The 22,947-nt window shown below is 56.5% G+C and carries 22 protein-coding genes; 17 read left to right on the forward strand and 5 right to left on the reverse strand.

Features of this window, described 5'->3' with window-relative positions:
* Window positions 1-16 precede the first annotated feature (16 nt).
* Entirely contained in the window at window positions 17-349 is a 333-nt protein-coding gene (gene fdxA / locus WFM49_RS02375) for a ferredoxin FdxA (RefSeq protein ID WP_009464181.1), read from the forward strand.
* On the opposite strand, the gene WFM49_RS02380 is transcribed toward fdxA, so the two are convergent.
* Window positions 346-1,881 carry an MFS transporter gene (locus WFM49_RS02380; RefSeq protein ID WP_083053338.1) on the reverse strand — a complete coding sequence of 512 codons (1,536 nt, stop codon included), beginning with the start codon at window positions 1,879-1,881 and terminating at the stop codon, window positions 346-348. The genes fdxA and WFM49_RS02380 overlap by 4 nt on opposite strands.
* Before the next feature lie 84 nt (window positions 1,882-1,965).
* Between WFM49_RS02380 and WFM49_RS02385 the strand changes: the two genes are divergently transcribed.
* Window positions 1,966-2,832, forward strand: coding sequence for a LysR family transcriptional regulator (locus WFM49_RS02385; RefSeq protein WP_022983284.1), 867 nt, complete (start codon window positions 1,966-1,968; stop codon window positions 2,830-2,832).
* A gap of 6 nt (window positions 2,833-2,838) precedes the next feature.
* Here WFM49_RS02385 and gph read toward each other — a convergent pair whose 3' ends face one another.
* From gph to ompA, 3 genes are all read right to left on the reverse strand, one after another.
* Window positions 2,839-3,534: a phosphoglycolate phosphatase gene (gph, locus tag WFM49_RS02390; RefSeq protein WP_022983283.1), complete on the reverse strand. Its 696-nt coding sequence runs from the start codon at window positions 3,532-3,534 to the stop codon at window positions 2,839-2,841.
* 6 nt (window positions 3,535-3,540) lie between these two features.
* Entirely contained in the window at window positions 3,541-4,263 is a 723-nt protein-coding gene (gene ubiG / locus WFM49_RS02395) for a bifunctional 2-polyprenyl-6-hydroxyphenol methylase/3-demethylubiquinol 3-O-methyltransferase UbiG (RefSeq protein WP_250755871.1), read from the reverse strand.
* Window positions 4,264-4,346: 83 nt separating this feature from the next.
* Complete coding sequence (ompA, locus tag WFM49_RS02400; RefSeq protein WP_009464175.1) at window positions 4,347-4,943, reverse strand: outer membrane protein OmpA; 597 nt, start codon at window positions 4,941-4,943, stop codon at window positions 4,347-4,349.
* A gap of 440 nt (window positions 4,944-5,383) precedes the next feature.
* Between ompA and gyrA the strand changes: the two genes are divergently transcribed.
* The 14 genes from gyrA (at window position 5,384) to cysM (ending at window position 20,776) form a co-directional block, all read left to right on the forward strand.
* Window positions 5,384-8,068: a DNA gyrase subunit A gene (gene gyrA / locus WFM49_RS02405; RefSeq protein WP_035272681.1), complete on the forward strand. Its 2,685-nt coding sequence runs from the start codon at window positions 5,384-5,386 to the stop codon at window positions 8,066-8,068.
* Window positions 8,068-9,177 (forward strand): 3-phosphoserine/phosphohydroxythreonine transaminase, encoded by a 1,110-nt coding sequence (gene serC, locus WFM49_RS02410; RefSeq protein WP_009463913.1) that lies wholly within the window; start codon window positions 8,068-8,070, stop codon window positions 9,175-9,177. The genes gyrA and serC overlap by 1 nt, the downstream gene beginning before the upstream one ends.
* Complete coding sequence (pheA, locus tag WFM49_RS02415; RefSeq protein ID WP_026482974.1) at window positions 9,170-10,261, forward strand: prephenate dehydratase; 1,092 nt, start codon at window positions 9,170-9,172, stop codon at window positions 10,259-10,261. Before serC ends, pheA begins: the two co-directional genes overlap by 8 nt.
* A gap of 329 nt (window positions 10,262-10,590) precedes the next feature.
* A complete protein-coding gene (locus WFM49_RS02420; RefSeq protein ID WP_336971794.1) occupies window positions 10,591-11,475 on the forward strand; it encodes a prephenate dehydrogenase in 885 nt (294 codons plus the stop codon).
* Entirely contained in the window at window positions 11,472-12,794 is a 1,323-nt protein-coding gene (gene aroA, locus WFM49_RS02425; RefSeq protein ID WP_336971482.1) for a 3-phosphoshikimate 1-carboxyvinyltransferase, read from the forward strand. Before WFM49_RS02420 ends, aroA begins: the two co-directional genes overlap by 4 nt.
* Window positions 12,791-13,468, forward strand: coding sequence for a (d)CMP kinase (gene cmk, locus WFM49_RS02430; protein WP_336971484.1), 678 nt, complete (start codon window positions 12,791-12,793; stop codon window positions 13,466-13,468). Before aroA ends, cmk begins: the two co-directional genes overlap by 4 nt.
* A gap of 84 nt (window positions 13,469-13,552) precedes the next feature.
* Window positions 13,553-15,271, forward strand: a complete 1,719-nt coding sequence (rpsA, locus tag WFM49_RS02435; protein ID WP_022983279.1) for a 30S ribosomal protein S1 — start codon at window positions 13,553-13,555, stop codon at window positions 15,269-15,271.
* Window positions 15,272-15,276: 5 nt separating this feature from the next.
* Entirely contained in the window at window positions 15,277-15,636 is a 360-nt protein-coding gene (locus WFM49_RS02440; RefSeq protein ID WP_026482971.1) for an integration host factor subunit beta, read from the forward strand.
* A gap of 114 nt (window positions 15,637-15,750) precedes the next feature.
* On the forward strand, window positions 15,751-16,083 hold the full coding sequence (locus WFM49_RS02445; RefSeq protein ID WP_336971486.1) for a LapA family protein: 333 nt from the start codon (window positions 15,751-15,753) through the stop codon (window positions 16,081-16,083).
* Between the two features lie 16 nt (window positions 16,084-16,099).
* Window positions 16,100-17,347, forward strand: coding sequence for a lipopolysaccharide assembly protein LapB (gene lapB / locus WFM49_RS02450; RefSeq protein ID WP_250755869.1), 1,248 nt, complete (start codon window positions 16,100-16,102; stop codon window positions 17,345-17,347).
* On the forward strand, window positions 17,344-18,273 hold the full coding sequence (gene rfaE1, locus WFM49_RS02455; RefSeq protein ID WP_250755868.1) for a D-glycero-beta-D-manno-heptose-7-phosphate kinase: 930 nt from the start codon (window positions 17,344-17,346) through the stop codon (window positions 18,271-18,273). Before lapB ends, rfaE1 begins: the two co-directional genes overlap by 4 nt.
* Complete coding sequence (gene rfaD, locus WFM49_RS02460) at window positions 18,270-19,268, forward strand: ADP-glyceromanno-heptose 6-epimerase (RefSeq protein ID WP_088450358.1); 999 nt, start codon at window positions 18,270-18,272, stop codon at window positions 19,266-19,268. The genes rfaE1 and rfaD overlap by 4 nt, the downstream gene beginning before the upstream one ends.
* 116 nt (window positions 19,269-19,384) lie before the next feature.
* Entirely contained in the window at window positions 19,385-19,771 is a 387-nt protein-coding gene (locus WFM49_RS02465; protein ID WP_336971493.1) for a ComEA family DNA-binding protein, read from the forward strand.
* Between the two features lie 99 nt (window positions 19,772-19,870).
* Window positions 19,871-20,776 (forward strand): cysteine synthase CysM, encoded by a 906-nt coding sequence (cysM, locus tag WFM49_RS02470; RefSeq protein ID WP_009456005.1) that lies wholly within the window; start codon window positions 19,871-19,873, stop codon window positions 20,774-20,776.
* Here the strand turns inward: cysM and mltB are convergent.
* Window positions 20,773-21,966 (reverse strand): lytic murein transglycosylase B, encoded by a 1,194-nt coding sequence (mltB, locus tag WFM49_RS02475; RefSeq protein WP_336971495.1) that lies wholly within the window; start codon window positions 21,964-21,966, stop codon window positions 20,773-20,775. The two genes, cysM and mltB, sit on opposite strands and share 4 nt — an antisense overlap.
* 11 nt (window positions 21,967-21,977) lie before the next feature.
* Between mltB and WFM49_RS02480 the strand changes: the two genes are divergently transcribed.
* Window positions 21,978-22,901, forward strand: coding sequence for a histone deacetylase family protein (locus WFM49_RS02480; RefSeq protein WP_250755865.1), 924 nt, complete (start codon window positions 21,978-21,980; stop codon window positions 22,899-22,901).
* The last annotated feature ends 46 nt before the right edge of the window (window positions 22,902-22,947 follow it).

Genomic DNA, 22,947 nt, shown 5'->3' on the forward strand with positions numbered 1-22,947 from the left:
TTGAAGTAGCTGTTTCATGACCTATGTAGTGACGGAAGCCTGTATCCAGTGCAAGTACACCGATTGTGTGACGGTGTGTCCCATGGATTGTTTTTTTGAAGGCCCGAATTTCCTGGTCATTCATCCTGACGAATGCATTGACTGCTCCATCTGCGTGGCCGAGTGTCCGGTGGGGGCGATTGTCAGTGATCAGGATGTGACGCCCGAGCAGCAGGTCTATGTGGAGCTGAACCGGACCTTGAGCGAGGACCCGGCCTGGAAGCGTATCAGCCAGCAAAAAGCGCCCTTGCCGGATCATGAATACTGGGCGACTCAGACCGACAAGCTGGCGCTGTTGAAGAAAGATTAATGGGCTTTCTGATGGCTGTTGTTGCGTTGGAAGTACCAGACCGCCAAGGCCGCCATCACCAGCAAAGCCGTACAACTGGCCAGTACGGCGACATAGCCTTTATCAAAAGAGTCACGGGCCAGTTCACTTAAGGTCAGAGCCAGATTCTGTGGCATGGTTTCTGCCATCAATAAGGCCTGATCCAGGCTGTCGTAGGCCAGGGCGCGGTCACTTAATTCCTGTGGCAAGATCAGGCTGGCGCTATATACGAAGGACAGCAGGCTACCCATAATGGTCACGCCCAGCGCACCACCCAGTTCATAAGACATTTCCTCGACCGAGGCCACCATACCAGCGCGCGAAGGCGGCACGCTTTGCATGATAGTGCTGGAAGCCGCCGTCATGGCCGCACCGATGCCCAGGCCCAGCATGACCAGGCTGATCACTTGTAGAGGCTGTGCACTGTTATGCCACAGCAGATAAGCGGCCATGCCTGCTCCCGCCAAGCTCAGGGCGCCAATCAGCAGTCGCTTGCTGCCGATGACGACCAGCAGGCGCCCGGCCAAGGGGCCGGCTATAAAGGCTGCCAGCGGCAAGGGAATAATGGCCAGGCCCGCTTCCAATGGTGAGAAACCCAGTACCAATTGCAGGCGTTGGCTGAACACCAGCTCCATACCGATCAAGGCCGCTGAGGCCGTCAAGGCAGAGAGTACGGCGGTGCTTAGCGTGGCGTCCTTGAACAGGGCAAAGTCCAGCAAAGGGAAAGGGCTGCGGTTCTGTTGACGGACAAACCAGCTCAGAAACAAGATGCCGATCAGCAGGGCGGCAGCGGTCAAACCCCAATCCGTATGCAGCTTGCCCATTTCCTTGATAGCCAGGGTGCTGGCTACCAGGCCCACCATGATCAGCAAGGAGCCTTTGATATCCCAGGGGCGCGATGCATCTGGCGTGGAGCGGGGCACCAGAATCCAGCCCATAGGCAACGCGATCAGCACGATGGGCACGTTGATCAGAAAGACTGATCCCCACCAGAAATGTTCCAGCAGGAATCCGCCCAGAACCGGACCAAAGGCGGCACCACCGGAGGCGATAGAAGACCAGACACCGAAGGCCACCGCACGTTCGCGCTCATCATGAAAGGTGATGCGTATCAGCGATAAAGTGGCGGGCATCATCATGGCCGCTGCCACACCTAAAAAGGCGCGTGCGGCGATCAAGGCTGTTGGGTTCGGAGAGTAGGCGGCTGCGACTGAAGCCAGACCAAACATGGCCAGACCCGACAGGAACAGGCGCTTGTGACCCAGGCGGTCACCCAGGGTGCCCATGCCCAGCAGCAGTCCGGAGACGACCAGAGCGTAGCTGTTGATGATCCACAGCTTGTCCGAGGCCGAGGCCTGCAGATCATGGGTCAGGCGTGGCAGGGCGGTGTAGAGCACCGTCATGTCCACCACAATCAGTAGAAGAGCTGCCGACACAATTGCCAGGATCAACCAGCGACGGCTTGGGGATAGGGGAGCAGTGTGGGCTTGATGGGTAATCGAGCTGTGCAGCATAAAAGACCAGAGCGGTAGGAAAGCAAGTATGATCTATCAATATTATCAACAGTCAAAGTTGATTAGCATCTATAAAATAGATAAATGGATTGGACACTGGAACGTATTCGACATTTTGTCGCTGTGGCAGAAACTGGCTCCATGACTCAGGCCGCGAAAGAGTTGGGCAAGGTGCAGTCAGCCGTCAGCACCTCGATTTCCCTGCTGGAAGCGGATCTGAATCTGGAGTTGTTTGATCGTTCACGACGAACGTTAAGCCTGACGGTGCCGGGCGAAATCATGCTGCTGGAAGCCAAGGCTCTGTTGCGTCAGGTAGACGTGTTGAATCGTCGGGCACTGGATTTCTCGCAAGGGCAACCGACCAGACTGGAAATTGCTCTGGATGAAGCCTTGCCTCAAGAGCCCTTGCGGCTGCTGCTCAAGGAGCTGGCTGAACGCTGGCCTGCACTGGAATTAACGGTCTGGAACGGAACCGCTTCCGAGGTGATGGACTATGTGCAGGAAGGCCGCTCGGATATGGCTTTTCAGTTTGATCGCGGTGCTGATGCCGCGTCATTCGCGCAAAGTTATATCGGCGCTGTGCCCCAAGCGATTTGTGTGGCGCGTACGCACCAGCTTGCCAGTCAGCATCAGGTCAGCCGTAAAGAGCTGACGGCACATCGACAATTGCTGATTCATATTGAAGGGACAGAGCAAATGGTTGTCAGCCCCAGTGTGTGGCGCTCAGACAGCTTTTATGTCATTGCCGATATGGTGGCCGATAGTCTGGGCTGGGCGATTTTGCCCCTGAATATTGCCGAGTATGCAAACTTGCGCAACAAGCTGGCGCAGTTGCATTGCCGGGAGATGGTTTTGCCACCCTTGCCAGTGCGGATGCTGTGGCGGCAGGGGCAAACTTTGCCCCCTGCGGCAGTGTGGATGCAGCAGCGCCTGTCGGAGCTGCTGCCTTAAGCCTGTTTAGCAGGCTAGTGGGGAAGGGCGGGAAAGCTGACCGTTGGCCCAGCGTTGTACGCCTTCCCAGATATCAGAGGCGTGATGCACGGTCATATCGGCTTGCCAAGTGCTCAGGCTCTCGTCCTGAGCGCAGTAGCCGTAGGCGGCAATCATGGTGGCCATGCCAGCAGCCTGACCTGCCTGGATATCGCGCAGATCATCACCTACGTACAGGCAGTCTTTGGGATCAAAGCCCGTTTTCTCGGCGGCATACAACAAGGGGGCGGGATGAGGTTTGGTGTGCTGGGTAGTATCCCCGCCGACGGTGACTGCGCAACCCGCTTCCAGTCCTAAATGACGGATCAGGGGCAGGGCCAGGTATTCCAGCTTGTTGGTGACGATGCCCCAGGTGTAGCCGGCCTGCTCTAACTGTTTCAGCATGGGGGCTACGCCCTCAAACAGATAGGTCAGCTCCGTCATGTGATCGTTGTAGTCCTGCAGGAACTGCGCTCGCAATTGTGCGTAGTTGGGGTGATCGGTATTGATATCCAGGGCTACCTTGAGCAGCCCCCGTGCACCGTGCGAGGCATAGGGACGCAGTGCTTCGTAGGGCAAATCAGGCAGGCCATGTTCCTTGCGCATGCGATTGGCCGTAGCGGCCAGATCCGGAGCAGAGTCGGCCAAGGTGCCGTCGAAATCGAATAGAACCAGTTTATTCATGAGGGCTTAGCTTTGGCGGCGGCTGGCCAGCAGGTAGTTGACGGAGGTGTCGCCAGACAGGTGATAGTGCTCGGTAATCGGGTTGTATTCCAGACCCTTCAATGCCAGGGCATCCAGACCACTGCGGCGGGCCGAGGAAATCAGCTCGCTGGGTTTGATGAAGCCCTCATAGCTGTGCGTGCCTTTGGGAATCAGGCGCAAGAGGTACTCGGCGCCCACAATGGCAAACAAAAAAGATTTGGGATTGCGATTCAGAGTCGAGAAAAAGACCCAGCCACCGGGTTTGACCAGTTTGGCGCAGGCCGCAATGATGGAGCCCGGATCGGGGACATGTTCCAGCATTTCCATGCAGGTGACAACGTCAAAACGACCCGGGTGCTGATCGGCCATGTCTTCGGCGCTGATCATCTCGTATTTGACGGGTACGCCCGATTCCAGACTGTGCAAACGGGCAATCTTCAAGGAGCGCTCGGCCAGGTCAATGCCGGTGACGTCGGCGCCGGACTGAGCCAGGCTTTCCGACAAGATTCCGCCACCACAACCGACGTCTAATACCTGCTTGCCCGCCAGGGAGCCGGTGTAGGACAGAATCCAGTCCAGACGCAAAGGGTTGATGGCGTGCAGCGGTTTGAACTCGCTGTCAGGGTCCCACCAGCGGGATGCCAGTGCACTGAATTTATCGATCTCTGCGGGATCGACATTGACGTTAGTGACGGTGGAAGCGGTCATGGCTCATCCAAAAAAATTAAGGCCCCGCAAAAGCGGAGCCTTAATTGTAGCCTTAGCTACAGAAATACGTGATGCAGCAAGAATTACTTGCGGTTGCCCACGATTTCGATTTCTACGCGACGGTTTTGAGCACGGCCTTCGCGGGTCTTGTTGGACGCCACTGGCTGAGCTTCGCCCTTGCCTTCGGTGTAGATACGGTCTGCAGGTACGCCCTTGTTGACCAAGTATGCTTTAACAGCATTGGCGCGACGCTCGGACAGCTTCTGGTTGTAAGCTTCAGCGCCGATCGAGTCAGTGTGACCGGTAGCGATCAGAGTTTCCAGATCGATGGACTGAACGGTGTCAGCCACTTGATCCAGAACCTGGCGGCCTTCTGGCTTGATGGTGGATTTGTCGAAGTCGAAGAACGTGTCAGCGTTCAGAGTCACTTTGGTGACAGTAGGAGCGACGACAGGAGCTTCGGGGGCTTGGGCAACGGGCACACCGTCACAACCTGGAATACCTGTAGCAGGTGTCCAGAAGTTGTTGCGCCAGCACAGTTCGTTGGTGCCGTTTTTCCAAACGTCGCCGAACGGATTGCGCCAGTTGTTAACTTCGCCGGACTCTTGTGCGGAAACTGCACTAGTGGCCGATGCGGCGGCAATGGCGAGTACAAGTGCGATTTTGGAGGGTTTGTTCATATTTCTCCTCGTTGAGCTGATGCTGTTAAGTGACCGCAGCGAACCCCTGCCGCTGATTAACGGAACCAGTATAGCAATCCTTTGAACGGAACAAAGACTTGCTTGCGCTGGGTTTCATGCGTGTTAGGTCGAATCTTAAGACATTTCGGCCACATGCGTGAGGGGGACGGGGAACGATTCGTGAAGATGCGTGGAATTAGCCTTGTTCTTTCCTTTTATTGTTGGTTTTAGGCAACAGGGGAAGGGTGGGGCCGCTTCTTCAATCCATCATCGATACGATTAGTGGACGATGGATTTTTGGCGAATCGACCGTTTCAATCACATATCGCCCGCCTTCTCGCCTCGCTACGCTGCGTCCCTCTATGTGAAAGTGCTAGAATTTCCTCTTGTCCGTTTACGGCTGGCTTACTGCTTAACCCATATCTATAAAGAATTGACCTATGGATTCCTTTGCCAAGGAGACGCTTCCCGTTTCGCTTGAAGAGGAGATGCGCCGCAGCTACCTCGATTACGCCATGAGCGTGATTGTGGGCCGTGCTCTTCCCGACGTGCGAGATGGTTTGAAGCCCGTGCATCGCCGTGTTCTGTTCGCCATGCATGAACTCAATAACGACTGGAATCGTGCCTATAAGAAGTCGGCTCGTATCGTCGGTGATGTGATCGGTAAGTACCACCCTCATGGTGACTCTGCCGTCTATGACACTATCGTGCGTCTGGCGCAGGACTTTTCCATGCGCTACACCCTGGTCGACGGACAAGGTAACTTTGGTTCCATCGACGGGGATAACGCCGCGGCCATGCGTTACACCGAAATCCGTCTGGCCAAGATCGCCCACGAACTGCTGGCCGATATCGACCAGGAAACCGTGGATTTCGTGCCTAACTATGATGGCAGCGAAAAAGAACCGGCCCTGTTGCCTTCGCGTCTGCCCAACCTGCTGGTCAACGGCAGCTCGGGTATTGCCGTGGGTATGGCTACCAATATTCCGCCGCATAACCTGGCTGAAGTGGTCAACGGCTGTCTGTACTGCCTGAGCCACCCCGAGTGCACGGTTGATGAGCTGATCGAATACATCCCGGCCCCCGACTTCCCGACCGGTGCCATTATCTATGGCATGTCCGGTGTGCGCGAAGGCTATCGCACGGGCCGTGGCCGCGTCATCATGCGTGCCAGTACGCACTTTGAAGACATGGAAAAGGGCAACCGTCAGGCCATCGTGGTCGACGCCATTCCTTACCAGGTCAACAAGAAGTCGCTGCAGGAACGCATTGCCGAGCTGGTCAACGAAAAACGCATCGAGGGTATCTCCGATATTCGCGACGAGTCCGACAAGGACGGTATGCGTTTGGTCATTGAGCTAAAGCGCGGCGAAGTGCCGGAAGTTGTGCTGAACAACCTCTACAAGAATACGCAGTTGCAAGAAACCTTCGGGATGAACATGGTGGCACTGGTCGATGGCCAGCCCCGTCTGCTCAACCTGAAACAGCTGGTGGATTACTTCCTGAGCCACCGCCGCGAAGTGGTTACTCGCCGTACCGTATTCCAGTTGCGCAAAGCGCGCGAGCGCGGTCATGTGCTGGAAGGTCTGGCTGTGGCCCTGGCCAATATTGATGAGTTCATCGAAATCATCAAAGCGGCTCCAACGCCACCGGTTGCCCGTGTCGAGCTGATGGCTCGGTCCTGGGATTCCGGTCTGGTGCGCGAGATGCTGGCCCGCGCCGACACCAGCGCCATTGTAGGTGGCCGTCAGGCTTACCGTCCTGATGATCTGGGTGCCGAATTTGGCATGAACACAGATGGTCTGTACCGTCTGAGCGAAGTGCAGGCTCAGGAAATCCTGAACATGCGCTTGCAACGCCTGACTGGCCTGGAGCAGGACAAGATTGTTCAGGAGTACCGCGAGGTCATGGACAAGATTGCTGACTTGCTGGACATCCTGTCCAACCCGGCCCGTGTGTCCGCCATTATTGGTGACGAGCTGATCGCCGTGCGCGACGAGTTCTCGGCCACTGGCAAGGACGTTCGTCGCTCGCAAATCGAGCACAACGCCACCGAGCTGGATACGGAGGACCTGATCACCCCTATGGATATGGTGGTGACGCTCTCGCATACCGGCTACATCAAGAGCCAGCCGCTGTCCGAATATCGGGCCCAGCGTCGTGGTGGCCGTGGCAAGCAAGCCACCGCCATGAAAGAGGACGACTGGATCGACAAGTTGTTCATCGCCAATACCCACGATTACCTGCTGTGCTTCTCCAACCGTGGCCGTGTGTACTGGCTCAAGGTCTGGGAAGTGCCTCAAGGTTCGCGCAACTCGCGTGGCCGTCCTATCGTCAATATGTTCCCTCTGGAAGATGGCGAGAAGATCAACGTGGTGCTGTCCGTCAAGGAATTCAGCGAAGATCAGTTCGTGTTCATGGCGACCTCGCGCGGTACGGTCAAGAAGACCCCGCTGTCCGACTTCTCCAACCCCCGTAAGGCCGGCATTATTGCTGTGGGCCTGGACGAGGGCGACTACCTGATCGGTGCTCAGCTGACCGACGGCGTCCATGACGTCATGTTGTTCTCTGACGCCGGCAAGGCCGTGCGCTTTGATGAGGGTGATGTGCGTCCAATGGGCCGCGCTGCCCGTGGCGTACGCGGCATGACGCTGGAAGAAGGTCAGTCCGTGATTGCCCTGCTGGTGGCCGAAGACGAAACCCAGTCCGTGCTGACCGCCACCGAGAACGGTTTCGGCAAGCGTACCCCGATTGGCGAATACACGCGTCACGGTCGTGGCACCAAGGGCATGATTGCCATCCAGACCTCGGCTCGTAACGGCAAGGTCGTGGGTGCGGTGCTGGTTCGTGAAACCGACGAGATCATGCTGATCACCAACGCTGGTGTGCTGGTACGCACTCGCGTGGCTGAAATCCGCGAAATGGGTCGTGCGACTCAAGGTGTGACCTTGATCAGCGTGGACGATGACAGCGAGCTGTCTGGTGTGTACCGCGTGGTAGAGACCGATGACGAGGTCGACGCCGAGCTGGCCGAAGAGGGTCAGGCGCCAGAAGGTCAGGAGCAGGATAATCAACTTGATTCCGCCCAAGACCAGGCGGACCCTTCCGGCGAGGAAAACGAGTAATGCGTGTATGGAATTTTTCGGCAGGCCCGTCAATGCTGCCGTTGGAAGTGCTGGAGCAAGCCGCTGCTGAAATGACAGATTGGCATGGCACCGGCATGTCCATCATGGAAATGAGCCACCGTAGCAAGGACTATATGGGTGTGCGTGACGAGGCAGAAGCCGATTTGCGCAGCTTGCTGTCCGTGCCCGATGACTTTGCAGTGTTGTTTGTTCAGGGTGGGGCACAAGGCCAGAATGGTCTTTTGCCCTTGAACCTGATTCAGCGCAATGGCAGTGGCAAGGCCGACTACGTGCTTTCGGGCAGCTGGTCGGTCAAGTCCTGCGAAGAGGCTCAGCGCTACGGTGATATTCACGTTGCCGGTACCAGTGGTCAGGCGTGGCAGGATCAGGGCAAGGAATGGGCGCCCTGGACCTGGTTCCCCGAGCCTTCTCAATGGGATGTGCGCCCGGACGCGGCTTACCTGCACGTTTGCACCAATGAAACGATTGGTGGTGTGGAGTTCAACGACATTCCCAAGCTGGATGTGCCTGTTGTTGCAGACGTTTCCTCCAACATCCTGTCCTGCCCGATCGATTTCTCGCGCGTGTCCGTGGCCTATGCCGGGGCGCAAAAGAATGCGGGTATGTCCGGCATCGCCTTGATGATGATACGCAAGGACCTGTTGGGCCATGCCATGGATCTGTGCCCGTCGGCGTTCAACTACGCCAACATTGAAAAGCAGCAGTCCATGTTCAACACGCCGCCTACATACTCGATCTACATGGCCGGGCTGATGTTCAAGTGGCTGGAGCGCCAGGGTGGTGTGGCTGCCATGCAGGCACGCAATGCGGCCAAGTCCGAGGCCTTGTACGGCTTTCTGGATGCGTCCGAGTTCTACAACAACACCGTGCATCCGGCGTATCGCTCGCGTATGAACGTTCCGTTCCTGTTGCGTGATCAGTCCCTGGATTCCCTGTTCCTGGAACAGGCTACGGCTGCAGGCCTGACTTCCCTGAAAGGACACAAGAGCGTGGGCGGTATGCGCGCTTCAATCTATAACGCCATGCCGCTGGAGGGTGTGCAGGCACTTATCGATTTCATGACTGAATTTGAACGACGGAATGGCTAATACCTTAACTGAGCGCCTGCTCCCTTGGCGCAATCGTATTGATGAGCTGGATCGCCAGATCCTGGAGTTGCTCAACGAGCGTGCTCGTGCGGCTTTGGAAGTGGGCAAGATCAAGCAGGACTTCAATACAGAGGAAGTCATCCTCAAGCCCGAACGCGAGGCACGTATTGTGCGTCGCTTGCAGTCAGAAAATGAGGGCCCGTTCACACCGGCAGCAGTCGAAGCGGTGTGGGGGCAGATTATTTCTGCCTGTCGCGGTCTGGAAAGCGTGTTGCGCGTGGCTTATCTGGGCCCGCAGGGCTCTTTTTCCGAGCAAGCCGCCTACGAGCATTTCGGCCATGCTTTGGATGGCCTGCAATGTGATTCCTTCGACGAGGTTTTCCGCAGCGTCGAAGTGGGTCAGGCTGAGGTGGGCATGGTGCCCGTCGAGAACTCGACAGAAGGCGCCGTGAACCGCACGCTGGATTTGCTGCTGAACTCGCCCTTGCGTGTCTTGGGCGAGCGCTCGATTCGTGTGCATCACAATCTGCTGACCCAAACTGGCACGATGGAAGGCGTCACCCGCGTGATGGCCCATCCTCAGGCTTTGGCGCAGTGCCAGAACTGGCTGCAAAAGCATTACCCACAGCTTTTGCGTGAGGCCGCCTCCAGCAACGCTGAAGCAGCACGCATTGCGTCGTCCGATCCTACGGTTGCAGCGATTGCGGGCAATACGGCTGTTACCGCCTGGAATCTGGGGGTGGTCGAGGCCGGTATTCAGGACGATCCGCACAACCGCACCCGTTTCCTGGCCATTGGCAATATCGAGTCCCTGCCTAGCGGTAATGACAAGACCAGCATCATTCTGGCGGTGCCCAACCGGGCTGGTGCTGTTTATGACATGCTGTCTCCTTTGGCTGTGCATGGCGTGTCCATGACTCGCCTGGAGTCGCGTCCTGCACGGACAGGGCAGTGGGAATATTATTTCTACGTAGACCTGATCGGCCATCGTGATGAGCCAGCCATGGCTGCTGCTTTGGCAGAACTGAAGAAACAAGTCGCCTTTTTCAAGATTCTGGGTTCTTACCCCGTAAACGACTTTTAAGCATCAGCAACAAGAAAGGCCTGGGGGGAGGTTTCACCCTCAAGGCCTTATTGTCTGTTCAGGACATGCCTTGTCAGAACGAGTGGCTCGCACAGGATCTGCTTGTTTCGGTCAGTCTTGCGCAGTTGCTTGGTGCGTTGTGCCATCAAGAGCTGGCTAGACAAAATAGAGGCTTTGCGTGTTGCTTTAATCCTTTGATGGGGTTTGGGCAGCCGTCTGGCAAAGTCTGCATCAATATCCCGGTTTTGCTCGTGCTATTTCACGCAATACGCGCAGCATGGACGGCCTGAGAGGGAACGGAATTAATCATGATAGCGTCATCAGAAACTATGGCGCCGCCGCCCTTGGTTCCGGTGCTGGCGATCGTCGGAGTCGGTTTGATTGGCGGCTCTTTGGCTCTGGCGCTCAAGCGCTCCGGGGCGGTAGGAAAAGTGCTGGGCGTAGGTCGGCAGCTGAAAAGCTTGCGACGTGCCCAAGAACTGGGCCTGATTGACGATGTCGCCACGCTTGAGCAAGCCGCGCAGCAAGCGGACCTGATTGTGTTGGCTACGCCTATCGGGGCCATGGCCTCGGTATTGAAAACCTTGCGTCCCCATCTGCGTGACGAGACCTTGATCAGTGACGCAGGTAGCACCAAGGTCGATGTGGTCAGTGTGTCGCGTGAGGCGCTGGGTGATCGTATCAGCCAGTTTGTTCCCGGCCACCCCATCGCCGGTGCGGAGACCGTAGGTCCCGAAGCGGCGCGTGCTGATCTGTACGACGGTCGCAACGTCATCTTGACTCCCCTGGAAGAAAACAGTGCCAGCGCACGCGAGCGTTTGATTGCCGTGTGGGAGGCTTGCGGGGCGCGTGTCATGTTGATGGACCCGGCTACGCATGACGAAGTGCTGGCATCGGTCAGTCATGTGCCGCACTTTTTATCCTCGGTTTTTATGTGGCAGGTGGCCTCCAGTGCCAACTCGGATCAGCGCTTTGCCTTGGCTGGAACTGGCTTTCGGGATTTCACCCGCATTGCAGCCGGATCAGCCGAAGTGTGGCGCGACATTTTTCTGAGCAACCGCGAGGCTGTCTTGGGCCAATTGCAGGAAGTACGTCAGGCCCTGGATCAGGCCGAACAGGCTTTGCAGGACCAGGATGGTCAGGCTTTATACGAATTTTTAGAGCGTGCTGCCTTGGCGCGCCGTTTTTGGGCAAGTAGGAGTGGTTTGCAATGAGCCAAAGCGACAGTCTTGTTTTGAACCCCGTCAGCCGCGCTAGCGGACAACTGCAATTGCCAGGGTCCAAGAGCATTTCTAATCGAGCCCTGTTGTTGGCCGCCTTGGCTCAAGGGCAAACACGCCTGGAAGGCTTGCTGCATTCGGACGATACCCGCGTCATGATGGCCGCTCTGCAGCAAATGGGCGTGGCTGTGCAGGACCTGGGGCAGGGCACGGTAGTGATCGACGGTGGGGCTCCTTTTGCGCACCGCGATGCCGATCTGTTTTTGGGTAATGCCGGTACGGCCTTCCGCTCCTTGACCGCTGCTTTGGGCTTGATGGGTGGTCGCTTCAACCTTAGCGGTATTGCCCGCATGCACGAGCGCCCCATTGGGGATCTGGTGGATGCGCTGCGCAGCCTGGGAGCTGAGGTGCAATATCTGGGGGCAGAGGGCTATCCTCCCTTGGCGATTGGTGAGTTGGCACAGGCTGATCAGCGTCGTGTGTCGGTGAAAGGCTCGGTATCCAGCCAGTTCCTGACAGCCTTGTTAATGGCCGCTCCCTTGTTGACTGCTCGTACGGGCCAGCCTTTGCGTATCGAGGTGGAAGGGGAGTTGATCTCTCAGCCTTATATTGAAATCACGCTGGCCATGATGGCGCGTTTCGGTGTGCAGGTGGAGCGCGACGGCTGGAGCAGCTTTACTGTCTCCGCCGATGCGGCTTATGTCAGCCCCGGCTTGTACGTGGTGGAGGGCGATGCCTCGTCCGCTTCGTATTTCATTGCTTTGGGAGCTATTGGCGGTGGCCCGCTACGTATTCAGGGCGTGGGTACAGAAAGTCTGCAAGGCGATATTCAGTTTGCGGATGTGGCCCAAGCCATGGGTGCTCGTATCGAGCGTCATGCCAATGAACTGATCGTTTCTGGTGAGTGCGTAGCCAAGGGCGACAAGCTCAAGGCCTTTGATCTGGATTTCAACCATATTCCTGACGCCGCCATGACGGCAGCTGCCATGGCCATGTTTGCTGATGGCCCTTGCACCTTGCGCAATATCGCCAGTTGGCGCGTGAAGGAGACAGACCGTATTGATGCCATGCAGGCCGAATTGCGCAAGCTGGGGGCAACAGTAGAATCCGGGCCGGACTGGCTGACTGTGCATCCTATTGCCGCCGATCAATGGCGTTCGGCCAGCATCGAAACGTATGATGACCACCGCATTGCCATGTGTTTTTCACTGGCCAGCTTTGGCCCGGTGCCGGTCACCATTCTGGATCCCGGCTGTGTCAGCAAGACGTTCCCCGAGTATTTTTCTGTTTTTGAACAATTGGTGCAGGCATGACAGAGCAGAGCATTCCCGTCATAACCATTGATGGCCCTACCGCTTCCGGTAAAGGGACGATTGCTTCCCTGGTCGCGCAGCGGCTGGGCTGGCATACGCTGGACAGCGGTGCCTTGTATCGCCTGACCGCCTTGTCCTGCCTGCGTCGCGGCGTGGATGTCCAGGACGAGGCCCAGGTCCAGCATGCGGCCCAGAGCCTGAACGTGCAGTTTGACTACCCCCATATCTACATGGATGGCGATGACGTCAGCGACGCTATTCGTCAGGAAGAGGTAGGAAATCTGGCCTCTCAGGTGGCGGCCTTGCCTCTGGTGCGTGAGGCACTTTTGCAACGGCAGCGGGATTTTCGCGTTGCCCCCGGTTTGGTGGGCGATGGGCGCGATATGGGCACAGTTGTGTTCCCGGACGCACCTTTAAAGATATTTTTGCTGGCAGATGCGGAGGTGCGGGCCCAAAGACGCTGTAAACAGTTGAGCGAAAAGGGTATTTCTGCTAATCTTACGAGTCTTTTGGCGGACTTGCGTGCGCGCGACGAACGTGATCGTTCTCGAATTCATGCTCCGCTTGTGCCTGCGCCGGGTGCCCACATTGTGGATTCTTCCCAGCTCAGCATCCAGGAAGTTGTAAATAAGGTGCTCGACCTTTGGTCGGGCATTGCGGTCCCGACAGCCTAATCCCGTGCTGATCGGGCTTTGTTCACTCCACCGGGTTCTGCCTGGTGTGTTTTTTATGGCCATTTTGGCTAACGGATTGATTTAATGTCCACTAACCTTCACACAGACGCAACGGGCGGCGAAAGCTTTGCCGATTTGTTTGCAGAAAGCATTAAAAACCAAGACCTGAAAAGCGGCGAAGTTATCTCCGCCGAGGTTCTGCGTATTGACCACAACTACGTTCTGGTCAATGCTGGCCTGAAGTCCGAAGCACTGATCCCTCTGGAAGAGTTCCTGAACGATCAGGGCGAACTGGAAGTTCAAGCTGGTGACTTTGTTTCCGTGGCAATCGACGCCTTCGAAAACGGCTACGGTGACACCATTCTGTCCCGCGACCGCGCCAAGCGTCTGTCGGCCTGGTTGTCCCTCGAGCAAGCGCTTGAGTCCGGCGAACTGGTCAACGGTACCATCACTGGTAAGGTCAAGGGCGGTCTGACCGTCATGACCAACGGCATCCGCGCCTTCTTGCCCGGTTCGCTGGTTGATCTGCGTCCTGTCAAGGACACCACGCCATACGAAGGCAAGACCCTGGAATTCAAGGTCATCAAGCTCGATCGCAAGCGTAACAACGTCGTGTTGTCGCGTCGCGCTGTGCTGGAAGCCTCCATGGGCGAAGAGCGTCAGAAACTGCTGGAAACCCTGTCCGAAGGCGCTATCGTCAAAGGTATCGTCAAGAACATCACCGATTACGGTGCGTTCGTGGATCTGGGCGGCATCGACGGTCTGCTGCACATCACCGATATGGCATGGCGCCGTGTTCGTCACCCATCCGAAGTTCTGCAGGTGGGTCAGGAAATCGAAGCCAAGGTCCTCAAGTTCGATCAGGAAAAGAGCCGCGTCTCCCTGGGCGTCAAGCAGCTGGGCGAAGATCCATGGATCGGTCTGGCACGTCGCTACCCACAAAACACCCGTCTGTTCGGCAAGGTTACCAACCTGACCGACTACGGTGCATTTGTTGAAGTGGAAGACGGTATCGAAGGTCTGGTTCACGTATCCGAAATGGATTGGACCAACAAGAACGTTGACCCACGCAAGGTTGTGACCTTGGGTGAAGAAGTCGAAGTCATGGTTCTGGAAATCGACGAAGATCGTCGTCGTATCTCCTTGGGCATGAAGCAGTGCCGTGCCAACCCATGGGAAGATTTCGCCATCAACTTCAAGCGCGGCGACAAGGTTCGCGGTGGCATCAAGTCCATCACCGACTTCGGCGTGTTTGTTGGTCTGCCTGGCGGCATCGACGGTCTGGTTCACCTGTCCGACCTGTCCTGGTCCGAGACTGGCGAAGAAGCCGTTCGCAACTTCAAGAAGGGCGACGAAGTTGACGCCGTGGTTCTGGGCATCGACACCGACAAAGAGCGCATTTCCCTGGGTATCAAACAGCTGGAAGGCGATCCGTTCAACAACTTCGTAGCAACCTACGACAAGGGTGCCGTGGTTAGCGGCGTCGTCAAGTCCGTGGAAGCCAAGGGTGCTGTTGTAACTCTGTCGCTGGACGTTGAAGGCTACCTGCGCGCCTCCGAGATTTCCTCGGGCCGTGTTGAAGATGCCACGACGGCTCTGAAAGAAGGTCAGGAAATCGAAACCATGATCTTGAGCGTGGATCGCAAGACCCGTTCGATTCAGTTGTCCATCAAGGCTCGTGATACCGCCGAAACCGCTCAATCCATGGCCCGCCTGACCGAAGCCAGCGCTTCGTCTGGTACGACCAATCTGGGTGCTCTGCTGCGTGCCAAGCTGGACCAGCAGCAACGTGACGACGGTTAATCAGCGTGACAAAGTCTGAGCTGATCGCGTTGTTGGCCAGCCGCTATCCGCAGCTGGCTCTGCGCGATATGGATTTCGCCGTGAAAACGGTTTTGGATTCTATGACCCAGGCCCTGGCCAGCGGTCAACGAATCGAAATCCGAGGGTTTGGCAGTTTTTCGCTCTCTACCCGCTCGCCGCGGGTAGGGCGCAATCCCAAATCGGGTGAAAAAGTGATGGTGCCTGGCAAACAGGTGCCGCACTTCAAGGCCGGCAAGGAATTGCGCGAGCGAGTCGATTCTGTCTTTCTCGAGCAAGAGCAAATCGAAGCAGACGACCAGTCGTCTGCCTTCGAGCAGCTCAATGCGAGAGTCCGTCACGGTTAAGACCTACTTGCATACTGATTACACAGGCCCTTTTCAGGGCCTGTTTTGCGTGTGCGCTAAATTCCGCTTGCACGTACAATCAGACATTATAAAAACACTGTTGGAGCCCTAAAAATGCGCTATCTAGTCTGGGTACTGCGTCTGCTCGTTTTTGTGATCGTGCTGCTGTTCGCACTGAAAAACACGGAACCGGTGCAAGTCAGCTTTTTCGCCGAGCATATTATTCAAGACGTTCCGCTGATCGTCGTAATGCTGGCCGCGTTTATTTTAGGTTTGGTGTTGGGGCTGCTTTTGATGGTGGGCGCGGTGATGCGTCGCCGTCGCGAGGTCAACCGCCTGCGCCGCGAAATGGACCGTCTGCAAGACAAACTGGAGCAAGCGCAGCAATCGCCCGTGAGTACGACTGCTGTGGCGCCCGAGACCGTCGCCCCGCTGGCGCCTTTGTAAGTCCTTGGAGTAAACAGTGGATTTTGAAACCTGGTGGTTGGTTTTTGTACCAATTCTATTTGCCTTGGGCTGGGTCGCCGCGCGGGTGGATTTTCGGCAGATGATGTCCGAAACTCGCACCTTGCCGGATTCCTATTTCAAGGGTTTGAACTTCCTGCTCAATGAAGAGCCGGATCGCGCCATTGACGCCTTTGTGGAAGTGGCCAAGCTGGACCCCGAAACCACCGAGCTGCACTTTGCACTGGGTAGCCTGTTTCGCCGTCGTGGTGAAATGGAGCGCGCTATCCGAGTGCATCAAAGTCTGCTGTCGCGCGCTGATTTGCCAGTTGCAGATCGTGAAAATGCCCAGTTTCAGATTGCCCAGGATTTCCTGAAAGCTGGCATGCTGGACCGAGCCGAGGCCGCTTTTGAAGCGGTGCGTGAAACGCGCTTTGCTATTCCGGCCATGCGCGCCTTGATCCGTATTTATGAGTCCGAGCACGATTGGCCGCGTGCCATTGAAGCGGTGCGCCGTTTGCGTGCCCTGGTCGATGAGCCTGTGCCGCAACTGGTGCATTACCAGTGTGAGCAGGCTGAAGGGGCCTTGCAAGGCAAGCAGCCTGATTTTGAACGTGCCGCCAAAGCCTTGGACGAGGCGGATAATGCCATTCGCAAGCTGGGCACGGGCCAAGGCATGTATGCTTCTCAGGCGCGGGTTGCCGGTTTGCGTGCTCGTGTGGCGCGTATGCAAGGCCAGAGCGAGCAGGAGCGGGCTTATCTTGTTTCCATTTTGAGCAGTGCGCCTGAATATGTGGGCCTGTACGCGACCGAGCTGCTGGACAGTTACCGCAAGCTGGGGCGGGGCGAAGAGGGCGTTGCCATGTTGCGCAGTCATTATCAGCAGCATCCCAGCCTGGATATTTTCAATGTGCTGTTCCGTGTTCTGCGCGAACAGGAAGGCCATTTGCAGGCCTGGGCGTTTGCGCGTGATGCCTTGCGTGCCCATCCTTCTCTATTGGGTCTGGACAAGATGCTGGAAGTTGAACTCCAGGATCAAGGGCAGGGCAAGGAAAGTACCGACGGCGCGGAGGCTGTCGGTGTCGATCAGATTATTGCAGGTGCGGATTTAAGCCTGCTGCGTTCCTTGATTCATCGCCACACCCAGCGTCTGGATCGTTATTCCTGCAGTTCTTGCGGCTTTGAAGCTCGCCATTTCTATTGGCAATGTCCCGGCTGCAACTCTTGGGAAACCTATGCACCTCGCCGCCTTGAGGAGCTGAAATGATGACCTTCCCTGGTGAAGCTGTTGCTGCCAGCCGTGTGCTGGTCGTGGGTGACGTCATGCTGGACCGTTACTGGTTTGGCGATGTGGATCGTATCTCCCCCGAAGCACCCGTTCCTGTGGTCAAGATGGGGCGGGTAGAGGACCGTCTGGGTGGTGCCGCCAACGTGGCACGCAATATTGCCGCTTTGGGTGCCCAGGCCAGCCTGCTGGGCGTGATCGGGCAGGACGAAGCGGGCAAGACTGTGCGTGAACTGGCTGAAGCGGACCATGTTCAGGCGCATTGGGTGCAAGATCCGGTCATGCCCACATCGCTGAAGCTGCGCGTGCTGGGTCGCCAGCAACAATTGTTGCGCGTGGATTTTGAAGAAAGCCCGGCCAGCAGTGCTTTGGATCAGTTGCAGCAAAGCATGAGCGACTTGCTGGATCAGCATCAAGTGCTGGTCTTGTCGGACTATGCGAAAGGCGCTTTGGCCCAGGTAGAAAGTTTGATTGCGTTGGCACGATCGAAGAACATTCCTGTTCTGGTCGATCCCAAAGGCAAAACCTACGAGCGCTATCAAGGGGCTACTATCCTGACGCCGAATCGTTCGGAAATGCAGGAAGCCGTGGGCGCTTGGAAAGATGAAGATGATTTGATGCGACGCGCTCAAGATTTGCGTCGCAAGCTGAATTTGGAATGCTTGCTGATTACCCGTTCCGAACAAGGGATGACCTTGTTCACCGAGCAGGGGCGTGAGCATGTGGATGCGCAGGCACAAGAGGTGTTCGATGTCTCGGGTGCCGGGGACACGGTATTGGCAACGCTGGCGGTGATGCGAGCGGCGGGTCTGGACTGGTTGCAGGCCATGCGCTGGGCGAACCGCGCGGGTGGTATCGTGGTCGGAAAATTGGGTACGTCCATTGTGACGGCAAAGGAATTGGCATGATCGTAGTGACCGGTGGCGCTGGCTTTATTGGCAGCAATTTGGTGAAAGGCCTGAACCAGCAGGGTGTGACCGACATTCTGGTGGTGGACGACCTGAGCGATGGCGACAAGTTCGTCAATCTGGTGCATGGCCAAATTGCCGACTATATGGACAAGGACGATTTCCGTGCCCGGTTGGCGCGCGACGAGTTCTCCAATATTGAAGCTGTGTTGCACCAGGGCGCATGTTCGGATACGACCGAGCGCAATGGTCAGTTCATGATGGACAACAACTACCGCGTGACGCTGGAAATCTTCGAGTACTGCCAGGCCAAGCGTATTCCTCTCTTGTATGCTTCGTCCGCCGCTGTTTACGGTGCAGGTCCCTTGTATGCCGAGGACCTCAGCAACGAAGCGCCGTTGAACGTCTACGGCTATTCCAAGTTTCTGTTCGACCAAGTGCTGCGTCGTCATCTGGATAGTCTGCGTGCGCCAGTGGTCGGCCTGCGTTACTTCAATGTCTATGGTCCACAAGAGCAGCACAAAGGTCGTATGGCCTCGGTGGCTTATCACAATATGCTGCAATACCGTCGCGACGGTCATGTACTCTTGTTTGGTGGCTGGGATGGCTATGTGGATGGCGGTCAGCAACGTGACTTCGTCTTTATTGATGATGTCGTGTCGGTGAATCTGCATTTCCTGGGTCAGGACAAGCAGTCGGGCGTGTTCAACTGCGGTTCGGGGCGTGCCCAGCCGTTCAATGATGTGGCCCAGACCGTCGTCAACACCTTGCGTGAGCATGATGGCTTGCCTGCCCTGACATTGGAAGAGTTGGTGACGCAGCAGTTTCTGCAATACATCCCGTTTCCCGATGATCTGAAAGGCCGTTATCAAAGCCACACCCAGGCAGACCTGACACAGTTGCGTGCGGCTGGTTACGACAAGCCTTTCCACGATGTACAGACGGGTGTCGCCGAGTACGTACGCCGTCTGCTGCAGTCGGGGGCTCTGCGCTAAGCAACAGGGCTTTAAAGTCCATGCGGGCTGCCACGCATGGCTAAACGCGGTCTCCGGCCCGCTTTTGCATTCACCCAGGCAGCACCATAAAGGCTTCTTTCCAAGGAGCCTTTATCATGTCTACCTCCCTGATCTTGTCCCCCGTTTCCCATCGCTGGCTGCACTCAATGCAAGGTTGGCGTGCGTCCGTTCTTCGCTTTCTGCTTGCCCTCTGCTTATTGGGGCCCTGGAGCTTGGTCGCTGCGGTCGACTTGAATACGGCTGATGCTCAACAATTGCAGCAAATTAAAGGTATAGGCCCCCGCACGGCCGAGTTGATTCTGGAGGAGCGCCAGCGGGGTGGCCCTTTCGACTCTTTGCAGGATTTGGCGGACCGGGTCAAAGGGATAGGCGCGAAAAAGATTATTACGATGGAGCAGTCGGGCCTGAAAGTGGAACCTGCCAAAGCCGCCAGCAAGGCGGTTTCCAATACGGTCGATGCGGATATAAGAAGAAAGCCGTAGCCCTGGGCGTAGACTCGCTTTAAGCTAGTAGTTTGTTTAGTCTGCATGGGCAGTCAGTGCGAGCTGGCTGCCTTCTTGCTCAAGGTAAGAGATTGATCGATGAAAAACTATCCCACCATTGAAGATACCGTTGGCCAAACCCCCTTGGTTCGCTTGCAGCGTATTCCAGGCGAGTTTGGGCAGGCACGCGGTAATGTCGTGTTGGCCAAGCTGGAAGGCAATAACCCTGCCGGTTCGGTGAAAGACCGTGCTGCCAGTTCCATGATTCAAGAGGCCGAGCGCCGCGGTGATATCAAGCCGGGAGACACCTTGATCGAGGCCACCAGTGGCAATACTGGTATTGCCCTGGCCATGATTGCGGCCGTGCGTGGCTACAAAATGATTTTGATCATGCCCGATAACCTGTCGCTGGAGCGTCGTGCTTCCATGACAGCCTATGGCGCGAAGTTGATTCTGACGCCTGCGGATCAAGGCGGTATGGAATATGCCCGTGATCTGGCGTTGAAGATGCAGGCTGAAGGGCAGGGCAAGGTGCTGGATCAGTTTGCCAACAAGGATAATCCAGCTGCGCACGTGCATAGCACCGGCCCGGAAATCTGGCAGCAAACCGATGGTCAGGTCACTCACTTTGTCAGCGCCATGGGCACGACGGGCACCATCATGGGGGTGGGTAATTACTTGCGCAGCCAGAACAGCGGCATAGTGGTGGTGGGGGCTCAGCCTGCACCAGGGGCGCAAATTGCCGGCATTCGTAAATGGCCAGAAGAGTATCTGCCCAAAATTTACGATCCCTCCAAAGTGGATATGTTCGAGGAAATTGGCCAGCAAGAGGCCGAGATCATGACGCGCCGTATGGCCGCTGAAGAGGGGATCTGTGCCGGTATTTCGTCCGGCGGTGCCTTGGTGGCAGCCATGCGCGTTGCTCAGCGCGTAGAAAACGCCACGATCGTGTTCATTGTGTGCGACCGTGGCGACCGTTACCTGTCTACCGGCATCTTTAATTAATTAGGGTTGCCATAGCCCATTTGTTTGGCCAGTTCGGAAGCCAGATCGGCGACCGAGCTGGCATAAAAGTAACTGCGGTTGTAATGGGTAATGGCAAAGAAGTTGGGCGTGCCCAGGCGATACTCGGTGGTATTGCGTGGCTCGTCCACCAGGTTCACTACACCTAATTGAGCCTGCTGCCAGGGGCCTGCGTTCTGGCTCTGACCTTTCACCGTCGCACCGGCATTATTCAGTTGTGCCCAACTAAGTTTGGGATAAATGCCGCCGTCCACCATCGCTTTACTTGCGTTGCTCAATTCGACCGGAGCGAAAACCGGCAGGCCGGGTTCCCAGCCGTGTGCACGCAAGAAGTTGGCAATCGACGCCATGGCATCGGCTGGGTTATTGCGCAGATCAATACGGCCATCTCCATCGCCATCAACGGCATAGCGTATCAAGCTGCCGGGCATGAATTGAGACATACCCATGGCGCCTGCGAATGAGCCCTGAACAATCCGTGCGTCCAGCTCGCCTTGGTAATGCAATTCGATCAGGTCCGCTAATTGATCACGGAACAACTGGCCACGCTCGGGACGGCTGTCATCCGGATAGGCAAAGCCCAGCGTAAACAAGGCATCCAGCACTTTGAAGTCGCCCATGATTTTGCCGTAGACGGTTTCCACGCCCAGGATGGCCACAATAATAGAGGGCGGTACACCATAGTCTTTGGAAATCTGGTCCAAGGCCAGGCGATGTTTTTGCCAGAACTGGACGCCACCTTGAATGCGGGCCGGGTCTACATTGCGTTTTTTATACGTTACCCAACTGCGCTTGATGCGCCCTTTGGTGGGGCGCATTAATTTAGCGGCGGTCTCGTTATATTGAGCTTGTTGCAACATGTCGGTGACGACATCCAGCGGGATCTTGCGTACTGTCGCCACTTCCTGGGCGTAGCTCGCAATGTCATCGTTTAATTCACCGTTTAATTTAAAAAATTGTGTCCGACCAGAGCGAGATTCACCGGCCTGAATGGACTCGGGTTCGGCCAAAGCCTTGATTGCGACGGTGCCGGTTTTTTTTACCGAGGTCTGGAGGGCCGCGCCGCTGCTGGGTTTGGTGTCCGTGGACGGAGCTTGGGAAGTGGTTGTGGCGCAGCCGGCAGTGCTCAGCGCGATCAGTACTGCTTGCAAAATTCGAGTGGGTCTGAACATAATCCATCCTCATGGAGACACTATATTTTATCCATCCATCATGCCATTTGCATGAGATGGGCCGATGGCATCCGGAAAGTCCGCAGCGACTGGATGCCATAAACGATCAACTGCTATCAAGCGGTCTGGCATCCTATCTGGTTCAGCGACAGGCAAGGCTGGCGACGGATGAGGATATCTTGCGGGTACACGATGCCGCTTATGTGCAAAAGCTCAAAGAGCAATTGCCGCAGCAGGGGTATTTCAATATCGATCCGGACACCTTGATGAATCCGCACACTCTGGAAGCTGCCTATGCCGCTGCCGGAGCGGGCCTGGATGCAGTCGATGGCGTCATGAACGAAGGGGCGACGGGCGCATTTTGTGCGGTACGACCTCCCGGTCATCATGCCGAGCGGGCGCGGGCGATGGGGTTTTGTTTTTTTAACAATATCGCTGTGGCCGTGGCCTATGCGATGGAAAAATATGGCCTCAAGCGTGTGCTGATCGTGGATTTTGATGTGCACCACGGCAATGGAACCGAGCAGATTTTTGCCGGCGACGAGCGGGTTCTGATGTGCAGTTTCTTTCAGTCCCCGTTTTTTCCTGATTCCTTTCAGGACCCGGCGGCGCAAAACATGGTAAATATACCGGTTGAGGCCTACACCAAGTCTGCTCAGATTATCGATCTGTTCAAACAGGTTTGTTTGCCCCGCATAGAGGCGTTTGCCCCTGAAATTGTCTTTTTCTCGGCCGGCTTTGATGCCCACCGTGAAGATGAAATGGGACAGCTCAGCTTGGTTGAGGCCGATTATGCGGAATTGACCGCTATGGTGGTCCAGGCCAGTGCGCCTAGTGCCGGACAACGTCTGGTCAGTATGCTGGAAGGGGGGTACGATCCCTCGTCCCTGGGGCGCAGCGTGGTGGCTCACATCAAGGCCTTCGCCGGGCTTTAGGCGAGTGGCTTCGGGCTTTGGAATTCTTCTAAAGCCTTATTTCAAC

Origin of the sequence: Alcaligenes sp. PF14 (genome assembly GCF_037150615.1) — a bacterium.
GTDB lineage: Bacteria > Pseudomonadota > Gammaproteobacteria > Burkholderiales > Burkholderiaceae_B > Alcaligenes > Alcaligenes phenolicus.